The sequence below is a fragment of the Caulobacter sp. genome (assembly GCF_049283275.1).
GTDB lineage: Bacteria > Pseudomonadota > Alphaproteobacteria > Caulobacterales > Caulobacteraceae > Caulobacter.
Genome location: NZ_JBAPVS010000165.1, coordinates 1 through 18,965 on the forward strand (window position 1 = coordinate 1; position 18,965 = coordinate 18,965).

The window sequence follows — 18,965 nt, forward strand, 5'->3', positions numbered from 1 at the left end:
GGCCAGGCCGTTCCAGGGATCGGGCGGCGTGCTCACGGCTGGGCCGCGATCAGGGCGTGGGCGGCCTGGGCAGGCGCGAGCCGCCCATCGGCCTGGGTGATCTTCAGCTTCTCGAGCCAGGCCTCGAACTCCGGCGCACGCTTCAGGCCCAGCAGCTCGCGCACATAGAGGGCGTCGTGGAACGAGGTCGACTGGTAGTTCAGCATCACGTCATCGGCGCCCGGCACGCCCATCACAAAGGTCACCCCCGCCGTGGCCAGCAGGGTCAGCAGGCTGTCCATGTCGTCCTGATCGGCCTCGGCATGGTTGGTGTAACAGACGTCCACCCCCAGCGGCGCGCCCAGCAGCTTGCCGCAGAAATGGTCCTCCAGCCCGGCCCGGATGATCTGCTTGCCGTCGTAGAGGTATTCGGGGCCGATGAAGCCGACGACGCTGTTGACCAGCAGAGGCTCGAACGCCCGGGCCACGCCATAGGCTCTGGCCTCGAGCGTCTGCTGGTCCACCCCGTGGTGCGCCCCCGCCGACAGGGCCGAGCCCTGGCCGGTCTCGAAATACATGACGTTGTCGCCCACCGTGCCCCGGTTCAGCGACCGGCCGGCGTCCAGGCCCTCGCGCAGCAGATCCAGGGTCACGCCGAAGCTGGCGTTGGCCGCCTGCGTTCCCGCGATCGACTGGAAGACCAGATCGACCGGCGCGCCGCGCTCGATCAACTGGATGGCCGTGGTCACGTGGGTCAGCACGCAGGACTGGGTAGGGATCTCGAACCGCCGGATCAGGTCGTCCATCAACCGGGTCAGGTCGCCCAGGACGTTCAGGCTGTCGCTGGCCGGATTGATGCCGATCACCGCGTCGCCGCAGCCGTACAGCAGACCGTCCAGGATCGAGGCGGTGATCCCGGCCGGGTCGTCGGTCGGATGATTGGGCTGCAGGCGTACGGCCATGGTCCCGGGCAGGCCGATGGTGTTGCGGAAACGCGTCGTGACCTTGCACTTGGAGGCCGCCAGGATCAGGTCCTGGTTGCGCATCAGCTTGCTGACCGCCGCGGCCATCTCCGGCGTCAGACCGGGCGCCAGGCGGGCCAGGGCGGCGGGCGTGGCCAGCTCCGACAGCAGCCAGTCGCGGAACTCGCCCACCGTCAGAGACGCCACCGGCGCGAAGGCCTCCGCGTCATGGCCATCGAGGATCAGACGCGTGACCTCGTCGGTCTCATAAGGAACCAGGGCCTGGCTCAGGAAGGTCTTCAGCGGCACGTCGGCCAGGGCCGTCTTGGCGGCGACGTTGTGCTGGGCGCTGGACGCCGCGATCCCCGCCAGGGCGTCGCCCGAACGCGGAGGCGAGGCCTTGGCCATCAGGTCGGCCAGGGTCTCGAAGGTCCAGCTCGTTGATCCCAGGGTCGCGCGATAGGCCATGACGGCGAAGGTGGCGCCGATGGGGGCGGCTGGGAAGCAGAGGCTGGGAGACGGGGGCTCGCGAACCCGACCTGCCGATTTGACGGGCGCCGCCGAAGCTCGCGGCGAGGCCCGAGGGGGACGTTCGCGATGGTGGGCGTGGCCCGCCCTCTTCCCCCTCTGGAAATTTGGTAGGCCTGGAGGGCCGGGCGCAACAGAGCGATATCAAACGGTTGGGCTGTCAAACCTCTACAGATGGCCCTTAGGAAATCCAACGGCTTAGGTCCGGAGTGTCAAACCTGTTGGACCGAGACGCGAACCGGGTTCGCCTACAATCACTTGACGTCCAGCCCAGTCAGGATGAGAACATCCACAGAACATGGGCCGATACGATTTCCAACCCGGCGTGCCGCTCGGCCAGCTGGTCGGCCAAGCCAACCTGCTGCTGACCTGCAAGGCCTGTGTCTGGCGCGGGACCTACGACCTGCGCAAGGTGATCGCCCAGCTGCTGGCCCGCGACGTGAACGGACCGCTGATCGGCATCTGCGCCGCCGCCGCTCATGTCAGGATACCCTGTCCACGCTGTGGCAAGTGGACCTGGGAAACCCGGCCCGACTATATCAACACCATTCCACCCGGCATCCCGGAACGCAAAAAGCCCGCCGCCCCGTGAGGGACGGCGGGCTCTACTGCTTCGCGGCCTTTTTCTCGCACCAGGCCTTGCCGAGATCCAGCCTTTGCGTATTCCCCCGCGCCCAGGGCAACCACTCGCCCCAGAGGAAGGCGCTCAGCGCGGGCGGAAGGCTGGCCGGGTCGATGCCGCCGGGCGGCATCGGCTCCGGATCGATATCAGCCGCCAGGCTTGCCGGGCACACCAGCGGTGCGGCCTGGATATGCGCCGGGGGTCCAGAGCGACCGGAGGTCTCGCACCCCGCCAGGATCGGCGACAGCATCAGCGCCGCAACGGCGGCTCGCATAACCCGCGTCATAAGCCGCACGGCATTGTCCTTTCCAGAAAGTGGCCGTCGCCGAGGCGTCGGTCGCCTCGGTCTTGCCGTTGTCTCGCAGAGCTGTGTCGCGGGTTCGGATCTCGACCGCCGCGACCTCTAGCGCCCCAGCCGCGCGGGTTAGGGCGAAGGCGGCGCGGACCCGCGCGGCGTCGGATCGCTCCAGCCGGCCGGCCACGCCCCACGGTGCGTGATTCCAGGCCGTCATCAGCGCCAGCCCCGCCGCGACGCCGACGACGCCACGCATGCCGACGAGCCTGCCCAAGCCGAGGGCCGCGGCCGAGAGGCTCACGTCCGCACCGCCAGCAGTCCCGACCGCGTGCCTTCGCCGTCGATCGTCAGTTGCTGCATGCGCCGAGCGGGATCAAAACTGATATGAACCCAGCGGCCGAATTCGTGGATCAGCTGGTCAAACGCCAAGCCGCTGGCGGCGATGGCCCTGGGCGGCACGGTTGACCTCGGCGCTACGGTATCCGCTGCTGACGTGGATCGGCTTGTCACCTAGCATGTCGCGCACGATCTCCATGCGCGCCGCGGTGATCTTCAGACGGTCCAGGACTTGCGGGGGCGGCGTATTGTCCAGCCCCAGCGCCTTGGCGTTGGCCGAAACGGTCAGTTCGGCCAGGCTGAAGTTACGGCTAAGCATCGTCATGGCCGCCGCCCTCCTTATCGCCGGCCGAGCGCGCTAAGGCGCCTTGGCGGTTCAGATTGTCCAGCAGCACCAGCGCCGTAACGGCCAGCACGATCAGCACCAGCGCCTCCCTCGCCGTGGCGGGGGCCCGGCCGCCGAAGATCGACAGCGCCGCGATCATGCAGGACACCGAGAGCGCCATCAGAGACGCCCACACCCGAGTCGGCGCCGAGCACCAGTCGCCGAACTTTGGCTTGAGCATGTAGGCCCGCAGCGCCAGCGCGCTGCCGGCGGTGGCGGCGCTGACGCCGCCCACGAGGTCGATCAGCGTCATGGGGCTTCTCCTACCTTGCCGGCCTGCTTCTCCGCCCAGGTCCGCCCGCTCTTGAAGGCCAGCGGCAGCAGCTCGAAACCGAACACCCCGAAGGCGAAGGCCAGCAGCCCCGCGTCGCGCAGCGAGGGCCACGGGATGAACCCCGTGATCCGCTCGGCAAAAACGAAGGTCAGGATCAGGCCGCAGGCGATCGAGCACGCGGCGTGCGCCAGCACCCGCCATCCGTCGCGCAACGTCAGCGGCTGACCCGACTGCAGCTGGATCGCGACCAGGTAGAAGCCATAGAGGCACGCCCCGGCCACGGTCATGAGGTATCGCCCGATGATCTCGGGATCTCTCCAGGGCATCGCCCTCTCCTCTTTGTTTACTGAAGGGTCACGCCAAGTTGATCCCGGTCGGGCTCAGGACTTGGCCGACCATACGGCGACGCTTTGCTTGCTTGACGCGTACAAATGCGGCAACTTCAACCTATGCTAAAGCCGACCGAAGTCTGTGGGGTCGCCGCTCGCCCCAGATCAAGCCATGGGTGGCTTCGCCATGTGGTGGCCTTTTGGTCTTGTCTTACCGAGATGCCCTGGCTTGCGGTCAACCTCGAGACCCCCGTCGAGCAGGACGGCGCAACCTTCCAGGGCTGGGTGCTGATGCGGCAAGAGGGGCGGCGCACCGTCTATAAGAACGCCACCCCAGAAGAGATTGCCTGCGCTCGCCACGACTGGGCGATCCGCTAGGCCTAGTTGTAGGTCAGGTCGTACTCGAACACGGCGTTCACGTCGGTGGTCAGGTGGTGGTAAAGATCGTTGGCCAAGAAGATCTTGCTCCCAACTTTCCAGACACCCTCGATCGTCAGCGAGTTGGTCATCGAAAGCGCGGGCCTGGTCGTGGTGTTGGCCGCGATGTCGAACACGTCCATCACACCTGTCGTGCCGTTATTGCCCGACGTGATGTAGAGCGAGCCAAGTTCGCCCAGAGCGGCGTCGAAATAGATGTGATCGGGATTGTTCGGCAGCGCTGTGTAATACAGCAGCTTCCCCGTCGTCTTGTTGACCCAGTCCACTTGAGTGGGGTTGTTCTCGTTGGACCGTCTGCCGACGACGAAACAATCACGAAGTGAATCGAAGGCCAGCGCGTTACCGAAGAAGCCGACGCTGACCGAGCGGATCAGGGCGCCCGTGGTGGGATCATGGACGCGGATGACGTTCTGGCCATTGCCGATCCAAGCGACCTCGCCCGTGCCCGGGTCGATCGCAACACCCTGAGGTCCATCGACCAGGGTGTAGGCCGACAGATCGATCTCATAGAGGACGGTCGAGAAGTCAGCCGACAGGTGGACCAAAGAAGGAGTATTGGTCGTCTCCTGATAGCTGATCCGGCCGAAGTTACCGGCCCACCATGTGCCGTCGGCCGCCCGCGCCAGTCCGGTGATGGTGAAGCCCTTTCCGGCGGCTGAAGCCTGGGCGTCTGGCAACGGCCGCGCGGCGACATACGCAGCGCCAGTGAAGCCTGGCGGCGTCGGCGGCGGGCGCAGATCAGAGCGCAGCTGGATCAGCGCCGCTTCGAGCGCGTCAATTTCGGGGTCGGTTAGAGCCCCGCCGAAATAGCCGAAGTCCGCCTTGATGAACGGCGTGGAATAGCCGTTGTTGTGGCGGAAGAACTGGATTTCCGCCGCCACGAGCGCCGCGGAAGCCGTCGTGTCGGCGGCGAGATCAACGCCGGCCCTGCGCACCTTTCGGGCGGCGGCGTCGCTGCGAACGGCGTGAAAGAACCCGGCCACGGGGATATTCCCGGTGGCCAGTTGTGACGCCGACGCATCGTTGATGTTGAAGGTGGCGGTGCCGCCGGCCTGCAGGTTGGCTCGGAGTGAATTGTTGCTGGAGACCAGCCCGACCTGCCAGCCAGCCATGGCCGAGTCGTTGAACGCCGACACCACGCCCATGCCGTATGAGGCGCCGTTCTGCCCCAGGCGGGAAAGCGCGTTGTGAAACGCCCCCGTTCGAAGCGCCCCCTGGTCGCTGTTGAGGTACCCGTTGTACGGGGTGAAGGACATGCCCCCGTTGACGGTGATCGGATAGGCCCGGTTCAGCAGGTTTTCGTTCGTGGCCTGCAGGCTCGCACCGCCCCAGCCGTAGAGCGCATCCAGCCGCTCGCGGGCCACCACCCCCGCCGACGACCGGAAGAACCGGTCGTAGCCAGCCTTGGCCTTGGTCGACGGCTTCCTGGCCATGCGCGAGAACAGGTCTCGCGCCGGGGCGCTGTAGCCGGCGTCGCCCAAGGCAACGGTGGAGGCGCGCAACGCCGGGCTGGCGGCATGCGCAGGGGCGCCGAGGAATGCGATCGCCGCGATTAGAACGCTGGCGAGCGCGCGTTTCGCGAGAGCAAGCATCTTAGTTAAAGCCTTCCAGGGTGATGATCAGGGTCTGGGCGGCGGTCCACGCATAGGCGCCGCGGGCCTCGACCAGCAAGCTGATGTCGCGCGTTCCAGAAAGCACCCGCGTGCAGGTGGCGTTCGAGATCGGCGCACCCGAGCCCGTCGCGCCGTTGCTGAACACCTGGTCGACGGTCACATCGACGCGGCAGAAATGTCCGCTGGCGGTCGACAGGAACACGCCGTCGTTGCCGTTGGTGACAGTCGGTACAGCCGTGTATTCGTGCAGCCTGAAACTGGCGTTGGCGACCCCCGTGGTGCTGGTCAAGACAACGGCCTTGGTGATGGTGACCGGCCCGCCGGTGAACCGCGCCACGTTGGGACAGGTCACCGCCACGACCGCGCCGGCCGTGGCGCTGTTGGCCACCAGGTCGCCGCTCGCGTACGTGCCGCCGGTGCCCGGCAAGGTCAGGGTCGAGCACGTCACCGAGAAGCTGGCCGACCCCACATCGCCGATGACGTTGGTCCCGGCCGGCGTCGCGGCCGTCAGGTCGGTGTGCAGCGTGTCCAGTTTGGTGTTGGTGCTGGTCGCCTTTCCGTCGATCGAGGACAGGCTGGCGTTGCCGGTGTCCTGCTTGGTGGCCGAGGCCGGTGTGCCCACCGCGGTGATCAGGCTGTCCAGCTTGGTGTTGGTGCTGGTCGCCTTGGTGTCGATCGAGGACAGGCTGGCGTTGCCCGTGTCCTGCTTGGTGGCCGTGGCCTGGCTCGACAGCTTGGTGTCGATCGAGCCCAGACTCGTATTGCCTGTGTCCTGCTTGCCCGAGGTCGACGGATCGATCAGCGCTCCGGCGCTGTCAGCCACGGTGTGGGTGGTCGCCAGGGCGCCGCTCACTTCCTTGGCCTTCATCGTCCGAGTCGTGCCGGTCGAGTCCTTGACCGTGTAGTTGTCGGCCGCCAAGGCGGGCGACAGAGAGAGCATCGAGATCGCCAGCGCGCAGGCGCCCGCGATCAGCCCGCGAAAGCGGCTGGTCATGATCATGTTCCTTTTTGCGGTAAAGGCGGCGTTGAAGCGGCGGCGGGCGGTCTAGAGCCCGGCGATGAGTCCGCTGTTGTCGGGGTCGGAAAAGTCCAGCATGCCGTCGACATGCGCCGTGGCCGTGCCCACCAGCATCACGCTGTAGGTCGCCGGAAAGCCGGTCGGATTGGCCACGCGCAGCGCACCACCCGCCGTCCACCGCTCAGGGTCGGTGACGGCCAGAAACGCGAAGCCGCCCGCCGCAACGCGAAGCTTGCCGCCGTCGCTGAATGGCCCGCTGAATGGTGCGTCGGGATCATCGCCGATCGTCAACTCGCCGGCGTTGTCGGCATGGCCGGCGATCAGGATCGTGGTCACTGCCCCGAACGCCGCTGGACGTCCGTAGACGTCGACGAGGGCTCCGGAAAGATCCAGCACCTCGGATGTCCCAGCGGCCAGGTCGCGGTCGTCGGCGACGACACGGTCCGCCGCGGGGGTCATGACCAACTGGTTGACCCGCTTAACCAGGTCGAACGCCGCCGCCAGGGGCGCCAAGGTCGTGGTCCCTGTCGCGCCGCCGACGATGCTTACCGTCGAAACGAGGCTCTGGGCCATGGCGCTAGGCCCCCACAATCACGATGTCATAGGTCACGGCCGTGCCGCCGGCCGAGTTGGCCACCTTCAGCAGGTCACCCGTGCCCGGCGTCACCGGCCAGCCGGCGGCCGTCGGGTTAACCAGCATCACCACCCCGCCAGGTGGAACCGTACAGGTGTCGTCGGCCGCGCCGAACGGGCCGACGAAGGCGTTGGCCGCCGCGCCGCCCAACACCACGTCGTTGGTGTTGGCCGCCGCGGCGATGATCTCGATGGCCTTGATCTTGGTAAAGTTCAGCGCCACGCCGAACACGTCGAACAGTCCCCCCGACAGGTCCAAACCTTCCGAAGCGCCGGCAGCCAAGGTCCGTCGATCAGCAAACGCATCCCCGGCCTGGTTCAGGCCCGAACCAGTCGTCAGGTTGACCACCTTCTTGATGTCGATCGGAGCGCTGACCGTCACCAAATCGTTGTCGCCGGTCAGGGCGCCGACAATGGAGGCCGTGAGAGTGAGCTTGAGCGCCATGATGGCCTCCTTGAAATGCTGGGGTGATGAGGGGAAGGCGAACCGGGTTCGCGACTACTCCACGGCCGGCGCGGGCGACGCCGTCGACATCGTCAGGTAACGGACCCGACCGCCCACGCTTGATTGCAGACCTCGCAGCCCGACCAGGGCCGCATTCAGATAAGCGCCCCATGCCGCTCCGGCGGCGCTGGGCCCCAACTCTGCGAGCGCCGCAATCAGGTCATCGATCGCAACATCGCCAAATCCTAGCGCGACGTAGGACGCCAGGCTCTCCAGCTCCGCCGCTTCCGCGCTCGCCCTCTCCGCCGCCAAGCGCACGGTCAATTCCTGCGCCAGCGCTTCGGTGCTGACGTTCGTCAACTCGGCGTCGCTCATGGTCGTGGCTCCAGAATGAAAATGTTCAGCGTCACGCCGAGCCGCCGGACGTGTCGACGGCGTAACCGCCGTTGCGCTCTTCCATTTCAAGGACGCGCTCGGCGACACGAACGGTCTGCGTCACGCCCTTCGTGAGCAGGCACAGCTCGTAGGTATGGCTTCCGGACGACGGCGTGTGGGGCCACGACGGCGTGAAGTAGAGCAGGACCGCCGTACTTGGGTTGCCGCTCGAAATGTACCATTTCTTGATCACGGCGCCGTCGTACTTGATGCCGACGCAAATAATGGGGTCGCCGGAAAGTCCCAAAAGATTGAGTTGCGGCTTAATCGTCAGTTCGTTCCCGGCGAAGTTCTGACTGATCGTGACCAGGGTGGTGTCGGTCCCGCCGATATTATGGTCCGAGTACGCGAAACCCGCCGTATCGCCGCCGCCCGGAGCGTACGCGCGGAACTGGCGCGCCTTGACCACCGAGCCCGACGCCAGAGCGGGGCCCTGGATGGATCCAGCAATGTGCAAATTGCCGTCGATCTGGACGTCGCTGGTGAATCTCACCTTGCCGGACGTGACGTACATCGCCGGGACGAGGTTTCCGCCGACCGTGTTGTATAGCGCGATCCGATCAGCGGCGGCGATAATGTCGCCGAACACGCCATCCGCCTGGGCCCGGATGAACGCCTGCCCCGTGCCGGCGTCGACCTGGACCTGCCAATAGGCAGCTACTCGGCCGGACACCGTCGCCAGTGCGCCCTCCGAAACGGCGACCCTGGCGAGGATATTGGCAGGGGCAAAGTCGTCGGCGAACGGCTTGGGCGCCGCGTCCAGGTTGGCCATGACGCGAGAGAAAGCAAACAGACCGCCGGGATTCAGACCGCCAGGCGGGTCAGGTGTCGCAGTCTCGATAGCGACCCGCCAGTTGACCGTTCCTGGCAACCAGTCGGAGACCTCCACCGTCGTGGATACGCGCTGCCACTGGGTCGAGGTGTTGGTATATGCGACGGTCTTGGCGTTCCCAAGGAACGTGCCACTGCCGTCTTCGCAGCGAACGTGAGCCTTGAAGTTGCCGCTATGGTTGTCGGAATCCATATCGAGCGCCAGCGTCAGAGGCTTAGCGGTGTTCGCCGGGATCGGATCTGAGAAAATGTTGTAAGACAGGCCGGCGGGGACGCTGATGAAACGGTATGGCGCGCCGGCCGAGGTGAAGCTCCACGGCACGCCGGTTCCCGTCACCCATTTTACCATGGCGCCTTGATCGCCGCACGGGTTCTGAACCTGATTACCAAGTGGAGATGTGCCGGAGCCGACCTCCAGCACGTCGATGCGCTGTTCCACATCGACTAGGTCGGCGCCCAAGGTCGCCGCCTCGGCGAACAGTGTGTCGATGTCATCCATCGAGTCTAGGATTTCCTGGGCGACGTCACGACCCTTAACCGTCGTCGCGTCGATCTCGCCGACCACGACAGGGTCGCCGCCGTCCAGATAGTCGCCCGGACTCTCAACCCCGCGCACGGTCTTGTAGCGCAGCCGCCATTGATAGCTGGCGCCGGGCGCCAGGCCGTCCAGGTTCAGCGTCACCTTCGGATCGTCGTCGCCGTTCAGCTCCAGCGACGAGACCGGCCATTCCCGGCTGGACCAGGGGCCATAGGTCACCGGATCGGTGTCGAACACCTGGCGATAATCGACGATCACGACCGAAGCGTTGACGTCGCGGATCACACCGGTGAACACCAGCACCGGCAGCGTCCCGCCAGGCCCAGCCTGGGTGCTGCCGATCACCTCCCAATCGACGCCTTCGGGAACCGACGGCTTCAGGTCGTAAGGCGTGAGGCCCGGAACGGGCGGCGGATCGGCCGTGCGGCCCAGGCAGAAATCGTGCTTGGCTTCGGTCTCGCTGCGCAGGGTCAAGGTGACGACGCCGGTTTCCGGGTCGTCGTCGCGCATGAACACCAGCATCGGCTGATCGACGATGCCCAGGCGGGCGTCGTCGATCGTCAGGCAATCGCCCGGCTTGTAGCCGCCCCAGCGCGGCTTCAGGGCCAGCACGACCGGGCCGTACTCGCGGGCGTTATAGGCCTCATAGGCCAGCAGCTGGGCCGCCTGGTCCGCGCTGGGGCACAGGCGATATTCCAGCTCACGCGACACCGTCCGGCCATCGGCCGTGACGAAGTCGTCGATGACGACCGGGCTGCAGGGCACGATGTCCCAGCCGTGATCTTCCGACAGATAGCGGGCGGTTAGGGTGTTCGGCCGGCCTCGACGCGAGGTCGCCCCCGTGATCGAGATCCCGCCGGCCAGGTCGTCGGCCGTGATGGTGTCCATCGACACCCGCGGCGCATTGACCATGCAGCTCAGCCGATCGCCCAGCGGCACCGGCACGCCGCCGCCCACCATCAGCATGGCGCGATAAACGTCGTATTTCGGGTCAGTGGTGTAGTAGACCCCCGCGGCGCGCCAGCCGTTCAGGTCGCTTACATTGGCGCCCTCGACGTGCGCCGCCACGTCGATCGCCGCCAGCGACAGGCCCAGGCCCGCCACCAGCAACCCGTTGCGCCGGCGGCCGATGGCGAAGGTCAAGGCCTGCAGGAACGGATTGCTCCGGCCGCTGAACGACCAGGTCGCCTCGTCATGGGCCCGCTGCGGGCCAGAACCGCCCGGATAGGTGCTGTCAGAGCGCGGGTCATAGACCGCCAGGCCCAACACCTCTTCGCGCGGGCGCGGCACGCCGCCGGCAAACACCTTGGTGTCGTATTCCAGGCCCCACAGGGTGCAGGCCAGCGAGCGCAGACGATGGTTGCTGGTCCAGAACCCGCTGACGCTGCCGCCGTGATCCGCCGGCGTATCCTTGCTGCCGGTGGCGGTATAGGCCAGCGCGTTCTGGCTGTCTGTGCCCAGACGGCTGACGCGCCACATACGGTTCAGGTACTTGCCGGCGGCCTCTTCGCCGTTGCGGCCGGGCGTCGTGAAGTTCACCACCTCGTCGTCGGCCCGGAACGCACCGTAGCCCTCGATCGGGCCCAGGCTGTGAACCGTCACCGCGTTGAAATACTTGCCGCTGGCCCCCGTGGTCGCCTGCATCACGATGTTGCCGCCGCTGCCGCAGCGGTCGACGATCACCGGAATTCCGGCGTTCGGATCGGCCTTGAAGTCGATAGCCGTTCCCGTGGCCCCGCCCACCTTGGGCCGACCCTCCATCAACTGCCCGGCCAGGGTCAGCCCCGCCCCCACCTGGGCGATGGTCGCCACCGAAACCCCGAACAGGGTCAAGCCGCCGGCCGAGCCGGCCACGGCCGCCGCCGACGCACCCAGCAACCCAGCGCCCGCCAGCGCACCGACGCCGGTCGCCACCAGGGCGATGCCGCCCAGGATCATCCCGGCCTTCTTGACCGACCTACCCACGATAGGTGCTCCAGGCGCCGACGGCGACGTCCAGGTTCACCGCGATGTTCGAGCACTTGGGGCTGTCGCAGTGGTAACCCAGGGCCCGACCGTTCCCCATAACGATCCACAGCGCCGCCAGGCCATCCTCGCCCGGCATGGCCAGCACGTCGGCCGGCAGGGCCCGGGCCGGCGTGATGCGCGGCAGGCCGCGATCATCCAGCGCCTCTTCCAGGGTGGCGAACCCGGTTCGCTTGAGCGCCTTCAGCGCCCCGGTCGGCGTGCTGTAGGAGCCGGCCTTGGCAAGGCTCAGGGGCGAGCGCATCTGCCGCATGGTGAAGGCCAGGATACGGACGCAATCGGTCTTTCCCCAGTCCAACGGCTGGCCCAGGAACTTCTCGCTGGCGGCCCGCGCGGCGGCGATCCTGACGAGGCTCTCTTTCATCAGAACCTCCCCAGGCGCGGGATCGATGTGCGCGGCGGGGCCGTCACCGAGGCGGGAATGCGCGCCTCCAGGCCCCACGGATTCTGGTCCTGCACGCCGGTGACAAAGGCGCAGCCCAGGTCGCCAGGCCACATCCGCTGCATGAACGCGTCCGACAGCGCGATGCCCTCATTGGCGTCGAACAGCCGGTCTGTCTCGGCCACCACGCTCCAGGTCAGCGACAGCCGGGTGTCGCCGCTTTCGCTTTCGGAGGTCTCGACCACGGGCACGTCCAGCTCGCCCGCGAACCGGCGCTTGGGCGCCCCCGCGATGGTCCCCGTCGCCGGGTCCAGCGCGGCCTTCCATATCTGCACCGCCGCCCCCTGATTGACGACGGCGCCCAGGGTGACCGCGGCCTCCAGGCTGTATGGGTTGAACGCCAGCTCAACCTCGCTGACCTGGGCGTCGACGCCGTCGCCCAGCCCCTCGATTCCGTCCAGCGCACCGTACACAAAATCAACCGCCTTGAACCAGTTGACGCCCCACGGCACGTCAACGCCGCTGTCGTTGAGGCGCAGCGTGCCGCCCGGCAGCGCCACCTCAACCAGATGCACCTGGGTGACGCGGTCGCCCGAAAGCGCCGCGTCCATAACCGGATCGTATTCGCTCATGCCTAGCGGTTCTCTTCGATCGTGAAGCTGAAACCCCGGTCGATCATGTGTTCCAGGCTCCAGGACACAACCTTGGGTCCCAGGCCTTCAATGATCGGCGTAAAGTCCAGAACGCCGCCGTTCAGCGGCGGCCGGCGCAGCATGATGCCCAGGTCCAGAAGGGCGTCGCCGCCGCTCAACAGGCGGTCCTCGGCGACCGGATAGAGGTCGTATCGCGACCCGTCGCTGACGCTGAAATAGGCCCCCTCCGGGACGACAGCACCGACAGTTCCGCCGGTGATCGTCAGGATCATCCCGGTCTGGTTCGCCCCGTCGACGAAGATCGTCCCGAGGGCGGGCACGCCGTCCTGCGGCCACTGCAGACGCAGCGACTCCCCCGTCGCGGCCGAGCGCACCAACCGGCTGCGCCACTGGCGCGCTTGCTCGACCGGCAGCGGCGGGATCGTCACGTCGATGGCATGACGATCCCCCGGCCGGCTCACATTGATCGCCGCCCCGCCGATCGGCGAGCGCAGCACGCCGCCGGCCGAGACCATGCGGGGATTGAACTTCGATTGGATCGGCGCGGCGGGCAGTACGATAGCCATCTATCCGCCCCCCGAGATCCGATTGCGAGCCGCCCTGGCCTGGGTCTTGGCCTGCCCCGCCACGACTGTCAGCGACGCCGCCATGGCCTGTCGCTTGCCCACCTCGATCGCGTCGAGCAGTTCTGTCGACAGGATCGAGCGGTCGGCATGGATGGTGATCGGCGCATGCACGACCGGAGCCCCGCGGGCGTTCGAGGGTTCGGCCGCCACACCACGCAACGCCTTCATGGTGCCCGCCCTCGAAAGCACGTTGGCGGGTCCACGGATCAGTTCAGGGCCCCGCTCTCCTGCGATGCCGAACTGCCCAGGGCCGATGTTGCCGCCGCCGTCGAAGAACCCGGCGAACTGGCCGAACGTCGCCAGGGCCGACGACACCTTGCCGCCCTTGCCGCCGGCCCCGGCCGAGGCCACCGAATGGGCGATCGACGCGATGAGCCCGCGCTGGAATTGCTCCAGGAAGAACCGCAGTACACCCTTGAGTCCACCGCGAAAGCCCGCGTCCAGCGCCCCGGACACCGAGTCATAGATCCCGTCATAGGTCCGGTGCGTCAGGTCCTCCAGCGCACGGCTGGCCTTCTCTAGGGCGGGCCCGGCGGCTTCCCAGTTGCCGCCGCCGTTGCGGATGAACTCTTCCAGGCCGCCGTGCGGCACGTACAGGTCCGGCGTCTCCATGAATTCCGCGGCGTCGCCGGTCTTCACGCCAGGGATCGAACGCATGCCGCCCGCATAGCGGCCGTCGGCCCGCGCCCGACTTTCCGCCGAGCGGCTGCCTGCCCCCGGCGGCAACGTGACAAGGTTGGGCGGGAGAACCGGACCGCTTTTCTTGCCGTAGACGTCGGCGAAGTCCGCAGGCAAAGCGACGGGCCCGCCCGCCAGCATGTCGAGGATGTCCTGCGAACCGTTGCGGTTGGCGATGCGCTGCTTGGCCACGCCAAACGCCGCCTTCGCACCGCCGATCGACATGCCGACCGGCCCGTTCTGGGCCAGTCCCTTGATGCCCGCGCCCGAGATTTTCGCGGCAGCGTCGACCAGCCGCTTGGTCGTTGGATCGTTCGCCACCTTGGCGATCCACGACAGGAAGTTGGCCAGGTTCTGCGTCGCCTCAACGATCGGTCCAGACAGCCCGATGAAGGCCACCTTCAGCTGCGTATCGATCACGGTCGACAGCGCCTCGATCTTGTCGTGCGCCTCGGCGGCCTTGCCGATGGTTTCCTGGCTGAGCACCACGCCCAGGTCGCGCTGGGCCTGGATCAGTTTCTGCATGCCGTCCGCGCCCTGTTCCAGCAGCGGCTTAAGCCCGGTCAATCCCAGCTTGTCGATGATGGCCGCGCGCTCGGCCGTCGACCCCAGAGTGCGGATCTTGTCGGCGATGCGCGGCAGCAGCTCCTCGCCCGACCGCACCTGGTCCAGGTCCGCCTTGGTGAAGCCCAGCAGCTCGAACACTTTCAGCGGCTTCTTGTAGCCGGCCTGGGCTTGGCCAAGCGTGATGTTGAAGGCCGCCAGCGCCTTGTCTGCGTCTGTCAGCTCGCCGCCCGCCGCGCGCACCGCGAAGCGATACTCCTGCAGCCTCTCGACATTGACGTTCAGCTTGGCGGCGCTATCGCTCAGCTCGTCGGCCATATCCATGGCGGCACGGGCCTGGCCCAGGGCGACGACCAGCGCGCCCAGGCCGACACCCGCCGCCAGGCCCGCCGGGCCCAGCCCCTCGATCACGCCGGAAACCGGACCGGCGCGCGAGCCCAGGCTGCGAGCCTGGTTCTCCACTTCCTTCAGCGAGCCGCTGATGACCTTGCCGAACCCCGACGACCCGCGTGCCCGGCGGTTGATGTTGTCGTTCGAGGCCGCGAACGCCTTTTCGATCCGCGAGGCGGCGCCATGCGACTGGCGCACCGCCTTGTTCATGCTCTGCTCGAAAGCGTTGATCCTCGCTTCAAGGCGGACGACCAGGGCGGCTTCATCGGACATGCAGCTTCCTCTTGGCGCTTTCGGCCAGGGCGGCCTCGAACTCTTCGTCGCTTGGGGCTTCGGCGCCGCCTTCGTCGTTACTGTTGGCGATCCGCCAGCCGTCCAGGAACAGCAGGGCCTCGCACAGGGTCAGGCGTCCGACGTCGCGCGCGGCGAGGCCCGCCGCGCCCGCGGCTTTGAGGAGGTTGGCCCAGGGGATTTGGCCGTCCGGCGCCGGCTCGTGCGAGCCCCCTTTGGCGCCGCGTCCGACTCCCCCACCAGATCCTCGTCCAGGCCGTGCAGCGAGTGCGATATCGCGGCCAAGGCGGTCAGCCTGGCAAAGCCCAGATCCCCCGGCTTGGTCCCGACATGCGCCTCGACCGTGACGAACGCCTCAGTGGCGCTCATCCCGCCGCCGACCAGGCCGATGCGCAGCGCTGCGGTGATCTCGTCGACCGTGCAGCCCAAGCGCAGCAACCGAGCCTCGATCTCCCAAGGCCCGGCCTTCGTCTCGCGCTGCAGCTCGCGCCACTGGTCCACCAGGAACAGGAACGGTAGCCGGCGCGAGCCGAACGGCAGCACCTTGGCCATCGTCGAAATGGCCGGGCTCGTCACAGCGCGGCGACCGTGATCGGTCCGGTCGATTGCAGGGTGATCGCCGCCTCGGCGTACTTCTTCGGATCACCGCCGGCCGGCTGAAACTGGGACAGGTGCATGGCGGTGCGAATCACCGCGCCGCCGGTCTTACCCAGTTCGATCGCGACATTCTTGGAAGCCGACGAGAGCGACCAATTCAGCCAGGTCAGCAACGAAGCGGTGTGCGTCTTGCCGCTGCCGGTCACTTCCAGGCTGACCGAGTCGACCAGGCGATAGATCGTGCCGGGCTTGGTCGGGTCGGTGCAGTCATACAGCGTCTCTTCGACCATGCTCTTGGTGATCGAGACGGAGCGCGACAGGTTGATCATGCAGTCGTGCTCGAACTGCTCGACAAGCTCACCGTCGCCGAACTTGACGATGATGTAGTCGGCTTCAAAAACGACGGGGTCGGACATAGGGGTCGCCTTTCAGGGCTAGCGCGGGCCGGCGGCCCAGGATGGTTTCAAGTCGAGGGGGTGGTCAGGTAACCCATGACGACCACGCCATGCTTGGTGCGCGGCTCGGCCTGGTCGCGCTGCACAAAGCTGCGTTCCACACGATGGCCGTTGACGTTGTGTCCGGTGACGATCAGAGGCGCGTCCAGGGCCGCGATCACGGCGGCCACGACCTGCTTGGCTTCAACCCGGCCAACGGCCCGGCTCCAGACGTTGACCTGCATCGTCGTGTCCGCCCCGCCGATGCAGGTGTCGTGGTCATCCATCGGGTCGTCGGGACCCAGGCTGATGTACGGAAACTGCGGGCGGTCGGGCACGTCATCCCAGATCCGATCATCGACCAGGGCGGTGACGGCCGCCGAGGCCTTCAGCGCAGCGACGATCGCCGATTGCAACGGCAAGGATGGGTCGATCATAGACGAAACGCCTTGATGAGGGCCCGGCGGCCCGCGTTGATCCGCGTGCGAAACCGGCGCTTCAGACGGCGATAGGTCGGCCAGAAGGCCGGATTGGCCGGCATGTCCTGGGTGCCGAACTCGCCCGCGCGGGTGTAGTCGAACACCGGGCTCTGGCCGCGCTTGACCCGCTTGCGCGTCAAGGCACCGCCTTGCGACACGTAGTACAGCCGCGGCCCCTTCTTGGTGGCCTTGACCGAGGCGCGCTGATGGCCGGTCTTGCCGCGCTCGGTGGCCGCCTCGACCGCCGCCGCGAACTCGTCGGCGTTCTTCTGCATGATGTCGTCATCGGACTTGGCGACATCGGCCCGCAAGTTCTTGAACCGGCGAGTCAGCTCAGCCATGCCCTCGACCTTTGCGCCGACCCCGTCGATCATCCGTCGCTCCCGCCCATTTCAAGGGTCATGGTCCGCCAGCGGTCCCGGCCTTCCAGGTCCAGCACCGACTTGACGTCCCAGGTCCGCGTCGGATCGCGGCAATCGACGACTCGCATCTGCGGCGCGACCGTGCGCACCAGCGTGTCGGCCGGAACGTCCAGCGTCCAAGCCGAAAGCCCCGCCAGCCGATCGGCCTGCACCGCCTCCCCGCCCCGCACCGGCAGCAGGCGAACGCGGCGATCGGAAACGATCACCTCCCAGTCGCCCTCTGTGTTGCCGTAGCCATCGCCGGCGGTCTGGGCGCGAGCCTCGAACCGCACGCGCTGGCGCAGCTCGCCGGCGCTGGGCGGGGTCCAAGCCATCTCAGGTTCTCCTCGCGAACCGGGTTCGCGTCAGATGCGCCGACGCCGGCGAGGGCTGATCAGACGCTGCGCTGCCGGCGGCATCGACACCGCCCCCTCCGGCGAGTGGTAGTTGGCGGTCAGCATGACCAGCACCGCCAGACGGTACGCGGCCGGCGCATCGGCCGGCGCGCCGTACCCGGCCTTGAACGTGATGGTCACCGCGCGCGGGTCGCAGGCGGTCGCCGCCCATGACGCACCCGATTTCAGGGTGATGTCGGCTTTCAGGCCGGGCCGCACCGTGACCTGGTCCAGGTTGAACGTCTGCGTCACGCCGTCCGGATCTTTGAACGTGATGCTCTCAACCGAGATCAGCGGCTGCAGCGGCAGCGCCAGAACCCGGCCGGCGGGAAAGCGGGTCAGGTGCAGTTCCCAGGTTTGCTCGACCAGGGTCAGGCCGGTCTCACCCGAATAACCGTCCAACTGATCGACGCAGGCCTCGATCAGATCCTCGATCTTCTGGTCGTCCTCGTCGTGCAGGACGTTCAAGTGCGCCTTGGCCTGGTCCAGCGTCACCAGCGGAACGGGGGCCACCGTCCGGACCAGGTCAAGAACGCTCATGACTAGGCAGCCTCGCGGCGGGCCAGTTCGGCGGTGATCACCGCGACGGCGTCGCGCTTGTCAGACACCGGGCCGCCGCGGATCGAAGCCGCCAGGGCGCGAAGGCTGAACCACTGGATGGTTTCCCAACCATCCGGGATGGTGATTTCGGCAGCGACAGCCGCGCCAATGTCGGCGCCGTCATCGATATTGCCCGCGTCGAACAGACCGTCGAACACGTCATCGCGCACTTCGACAACGTCGCCCTTGGCTAAGTTCACCACATGCATGCCGTCATGGGCATACGCGAACGCCTTGAGTACTGTGACCAACATCGGTCGATCTCCTCATTCAGGGGAAAAGGCAGCCCCGCCGAAGCGGGGCCGACGATGCGGGCGGTCTAGACCGGCGGGTTCGGCAGCTTGCCGTTCCAGGGGTGACCCAGCAGGGCGATGATCGACAGGTACGCAGCGCTGGCGTTGGCCGTCGGCGTCACCGTGATCTTCGCGTACCGCTTGTTGCCGACATAGCCGACCTTCCGCGCTTCGCCGTCGTCCGCGAAAGTGAAGCCCGCCAGGGCCAGGGTGCCCAACAGGTTGGCGTCGGTCACGGCGGCGGCGTCCGACTGGTTTTCGGCATCGGCGTCCTGGATGGTCACGGCGAAGGTCGCGTCGGCGTCGGCCTCGGTGCCGGTGGCCAGCAGGAAGGTCAGGCTTTCATAGCCCTTCCGGTCGATCCAGCCGCTGGCCCAGGCGGTGTTGTCGGACGTGGCGGCCGCCGGGGCGACAGCAACGACCGGGTGAACGTGGTTGAACAGATCGCGCATGGCGATGATCTCCAGAGAGAAGGTTGTCGGGGGAAGCGGGGGGG

26 protein-coding genes are annotated in these 18,965 nt (G+C 67.1%); 2 read left to right on the top strand and 24 right to left on the bottom strand.

Annotated elements, in window-relative coordinates:
• Positions 1–32: 32 nt before the first annotated feature.
• Positions 33–1,409, bottom strand: a complete 1,377-nt coding sequence (locus tag WAL33_RS08960) for an ethanolamine ammonia-lyase subunit EutB (RefSeq protein ID WP_422180552.1) — start codon at positions 1,407–1,409, stop codon at positions 33–35.
• Positions 1,410–1,767: 358 nt separating this feature from the next.
• On the opposite strand from WAL33_RS08960, the gene WAL33_RS08965 reads away from it, so the two are divergent.
• Positions 1,768–2,061, top strand: a complete 294-nt coding sequence (locus WAL33_RS08965) for a hypothetical protein (protein WP_422180554.1) — start codon at positions 1,768–1,770, stop codon at positions 2,059–2,061.
• Positions 2,062–2,074: 13 nt separating this feature from the next.
• Here the strand turns inward: WAL33_RS08965 and WAL33_RS08970 are convergent, their stop codons facing one another.
• From WAL33_RS08970 to WAL33_RS08990, 5 genes are all read right to left on the bottom strand, one after another.
• Entirely contained in the window at positions 2,075–2,341 is a 267-nt protein-coding gene (locus WAL33_RS08970; RefSeq protein ID WP_422180556.1) for a hypothetical protein, read from the bottom strand.
• 342 nt (positions 2,342–2,683) lie between these two features.
• Positions 2,684–2,815, bottom strand: a complete 132-nt coding sequence (locus WAL33_RS08975; protein WP_422180558.1) for a hypothetical protein — start codon at positions 2,813–2,815, stop codon at positions 2,684–2,686.
• Positions 2,805–3,047, bottom strand: a complete 243-nt coding sequence (locus tag WAL33_RS08980) for a D-Ala-D-Ala carboxypeptidase family metallohydrolase (RefSeq protein WP_422180560.1) — start codon at positions 3,045–3,047, stop codon at positions 2,805–2,807. The genes WAL33_RS08975 and WAL33_RS08980 overlap by 11 nt, the downstream gene beginning before the upstream one ends.
• Positions 3,034–3,360 (bottom strand): hypothetical protein, encoded by a 327-nt coding sequence (locus WAL33_RS08985; protein WP_422180562.1) that lies wholly within the window; start codon positions 3,358–3,360, stop codon positions 3,034–3,036. The genes WAL33_RS08980 and WAL33_RS08985 overlap by 14 nt, the downstream gene beginning before the upstream one ends.
• The gene (locus tag WAL33_RS08990) at positions 3,357–3,707 is read right to left on the bottom strand and encodes a hypothetical protein (protein WP_422180564.1); all 351 of its coding nucleotides are present in this window, start codon (positions 3,705–3,707) and stop codon (positions 3,357–3,359) included. The genes WAL33_RS08985 and WAL33_RS08990 overlap by 4 nt, the downstream gene beginning before the upstream one ends.
• Before the next feature lie 222 nt (positions 3,708–3,929).
• On the opposite strand from WAL33_RS08990, the gene WAL33_RS08995 reads away from it, so the two are divergent.
• Positions 3,930–4,088: a hypothetical protein gene (locus WAL33_RS08995; protein WP_422180566.1), complete on the top strand. Its 159-nt coding sequence runs from the start codon at positions 3,930–3,932 to the stop codon at positions 4,086–4,088.
• Between the two features lie 2 nt (positions 4,089–4,090).
• On the opposite strand, the gene WAL33_RS09000 is transcribed toward WAL33_RS08995, so the two are convergent.
• From WAL33_RS09000 to WAL33_RS09085, 18 genes are all read right to left on the bottom strand, one after another.
• The gene (locus WAL33_RS09000; protein WP_422180568.1) at positions 4,091–5,740 is read right to left on the bottom strand and encodes a YncE family protein; all 1,650 of its coding nucleotides are present in this window, start codon (positions 5,738–5,740) and stop codon (positions 4,091–4,093) included.
• Position 5,741: 1 nt separating this feature from the next.
• Positions 5,742–6,755 carry a hypothetical protein gene (locus tag WAL33_RS09005; protein ID WP_422180570.1) on the bottom strand — a complete coding sequence of 338 codons (1,014 nt, stop codon included), beginning with the start codon at positions 6,753–6,755 and terminating at the stop codon, positions 5,742–5,744.
• A 51-nt stretch (positions 6,756–6,806) separates the two neighbouring features.
• On the bottom strand, positions 6,807–7,352 hold the full coding sequence (locus WAL33_RS09010) for a hypothetical protein (protein ID WP_422180572.1): 546 nt from the start codon (positions 7,350–7,352) through the stop codon (positions 6,807–6,809).
• A gap of 4 nt (positions 7,353–7,356) precedes the next feature.
• Positions 7,357–7,857 (bottom strand): hypothetical protein, encoded by a 501-nt coding sequence (locus tag WAL33_RS09015; RefSeq protein WP_422180574.1) that lies wholly within the window; start codon positions 7,855–7,857, stop codon positions 7,357–7,359.
• A gap of 54 nt (positions 7,858–7,911) precedes the next feature.
• Positions 7,912–8,232 (bottom strand): hypothetical protein, encoded by a 321-nt coding sequence (locus WAL33_RS09020; RefSeq protein ID WP_422180576.1) that lies wholly within the window; start codon positions 8,230–8,232, stop codon positions 7,912–7,914.
• Positions 8,233–8,263: 31 nt separating this feature from the next.
• Positions 8,264–11,626 (bottom strand): hypothetical protein, encoded by a 3,363-nt coding sequence (locus WAL33_RS09025; protein ID WP_422180578.1) that lies wholly within the window; start codon positions 11,624–11,626, stop codon positions 8,264–8,266.
• On the bottom strand, positions 11,619–12,050 hold the full coding sequence (locus WAL33_RS09030; RefSeq protein ID WP_422180580.1) for a DUF6950 family protein: 432 nt from the start codon (positions 12,048–12,050) through the stop codon (positions 11,619–11,621). The genes WAL33_RS09025 and WAL33_RS09030 overlap by 8 nt, the downstream gene beginning before the upstream one ends.
• Positions 12,050–12,700, bottom strand: coding sequence for a hypothetical protein (locus tag WAL33_RS09035; protein ID WP_422180582.1), 651 nt, complete (start codon positions 12,698–12,700; stop codon positions 12,050–12,052). The genes WAL33_RS09030 and WAL33_RS09035 overlap by 1 nt, the downstream gene beginning before the upstream one ends.
• Before the next feature lie 2 nt (positions 12,701–12,702).
• Positions 12,703–13,287, bottom strand: a complete 585-nt coding sequence (locus tag WAL33_RS09040; protein ID WP_422180584.1) for a hypothetical protein — start codon at positions 13,285–13,287, stop codon at positions 12,703–12,705.
• Complete coding sequence (locus tag WAL33_RS09045; RefSeq protein WP_422180586.1) at positions 13,288–15,252, bottom strand: hypothetical protein; 1,965 nt, start codon at positions 15,250–15,252, stop codon at positions 13,288–13,290.
• A 129-nt stretch (positions 15,253–15,381) separates the two neighbouring features.
• Positions 15,382–15,822: a GTA-gp10 family protein gene (locus tag WAL33_RS09050; protein ID WP_422180588.1), complete on the bottom strand. Its 441-nt coding sequence runs from the start codon at positions 15,820–15,822 to the stop codon at positions 15,382–15,384.
• 20 nt (positions 15,823–15,842) lie between these two features.
• Complete coding sequence (locus WAL33_RS09055) at positions 15,843–16,283, bottom strand: hypothetical protein (RefSeq protein WP_422180590.1); 441 nt, start codon at positions 16,281–16,283, stop codon at positions 15,843–15,845.
• 47 nt (positions 16,284–16,330) lie between these two features.
• Complete coding sequence (locus WAL33_RS09060; RefSeq protein ID WP_422180591.1) at positions 16,331–16,738, bottom strand: DUF3168 domain-containing protein; 408 nt, start codon at positions 16,736–16,738, stop codon at positions 16,331–16,333.
• Positions 16,735–17,154: an HK97-gp10 family putative phage morphogenesis protein gene (locus WAL33_RS09065; protein WP_422180593.1), complete on the bottom strand. Its 420-nt coding sequence runs from the start codon at positions 17,152–17,154 to the stop codon at positions 16,735–16,737. Before WAL33_RS09065 ends, WAL33_RS09060 begins: the two co-directional genes overlap by 4 nt.
• The gene (locus tag WAL33_RS09070; RefSeq protein WP_422180595.1) at positions 17,151–17,516 is read right to left on the bottom strand and encodes a phage head completion protein; all 366 of its coding nucleotides are present in this window, start codon (positions 17,514–17,516) and stop codon (positions 17,151–17,153) included. The genes WAL33_RS09065 and WAL33_RS09070 overlap by 4 nt, the downstream gene beginning before the upstream one ends.
• Before the next feature lie 30 nt (positions 17,517–17,546).
• Complete coding sequence (locus tag WAL33_RS09075; protein ID WP_422180597.1) at positions 17,547–18,116, bottom strand: head-tail connector protein; 570 nt, start codon at positions 18,114–18,116, stop codon at positions 17,547–17,549.
• 2 nt (positions 18,117–18,118) lie between these two features.
• Positions 18,119–18,427 (bottom strand): hypothetical protein, encoded by a 309-nt coding sequence (locus WAL33_RS09080; RefSeq protein ID WP_422180599.1) that lies wholly within the window; start codon positions 18,425–18,427, stop codon positions 18,119–18,121.
• A gap of 68 nt (positions 18,428–18,495) precedes the next feature.
• On the bottom strand, positions 18,496–18,965 hold a 470-nt coding region (locus tag WAL33_RS09085; protein WP_422180601.1), incomplete at its 5' end, for a hypothetical protein.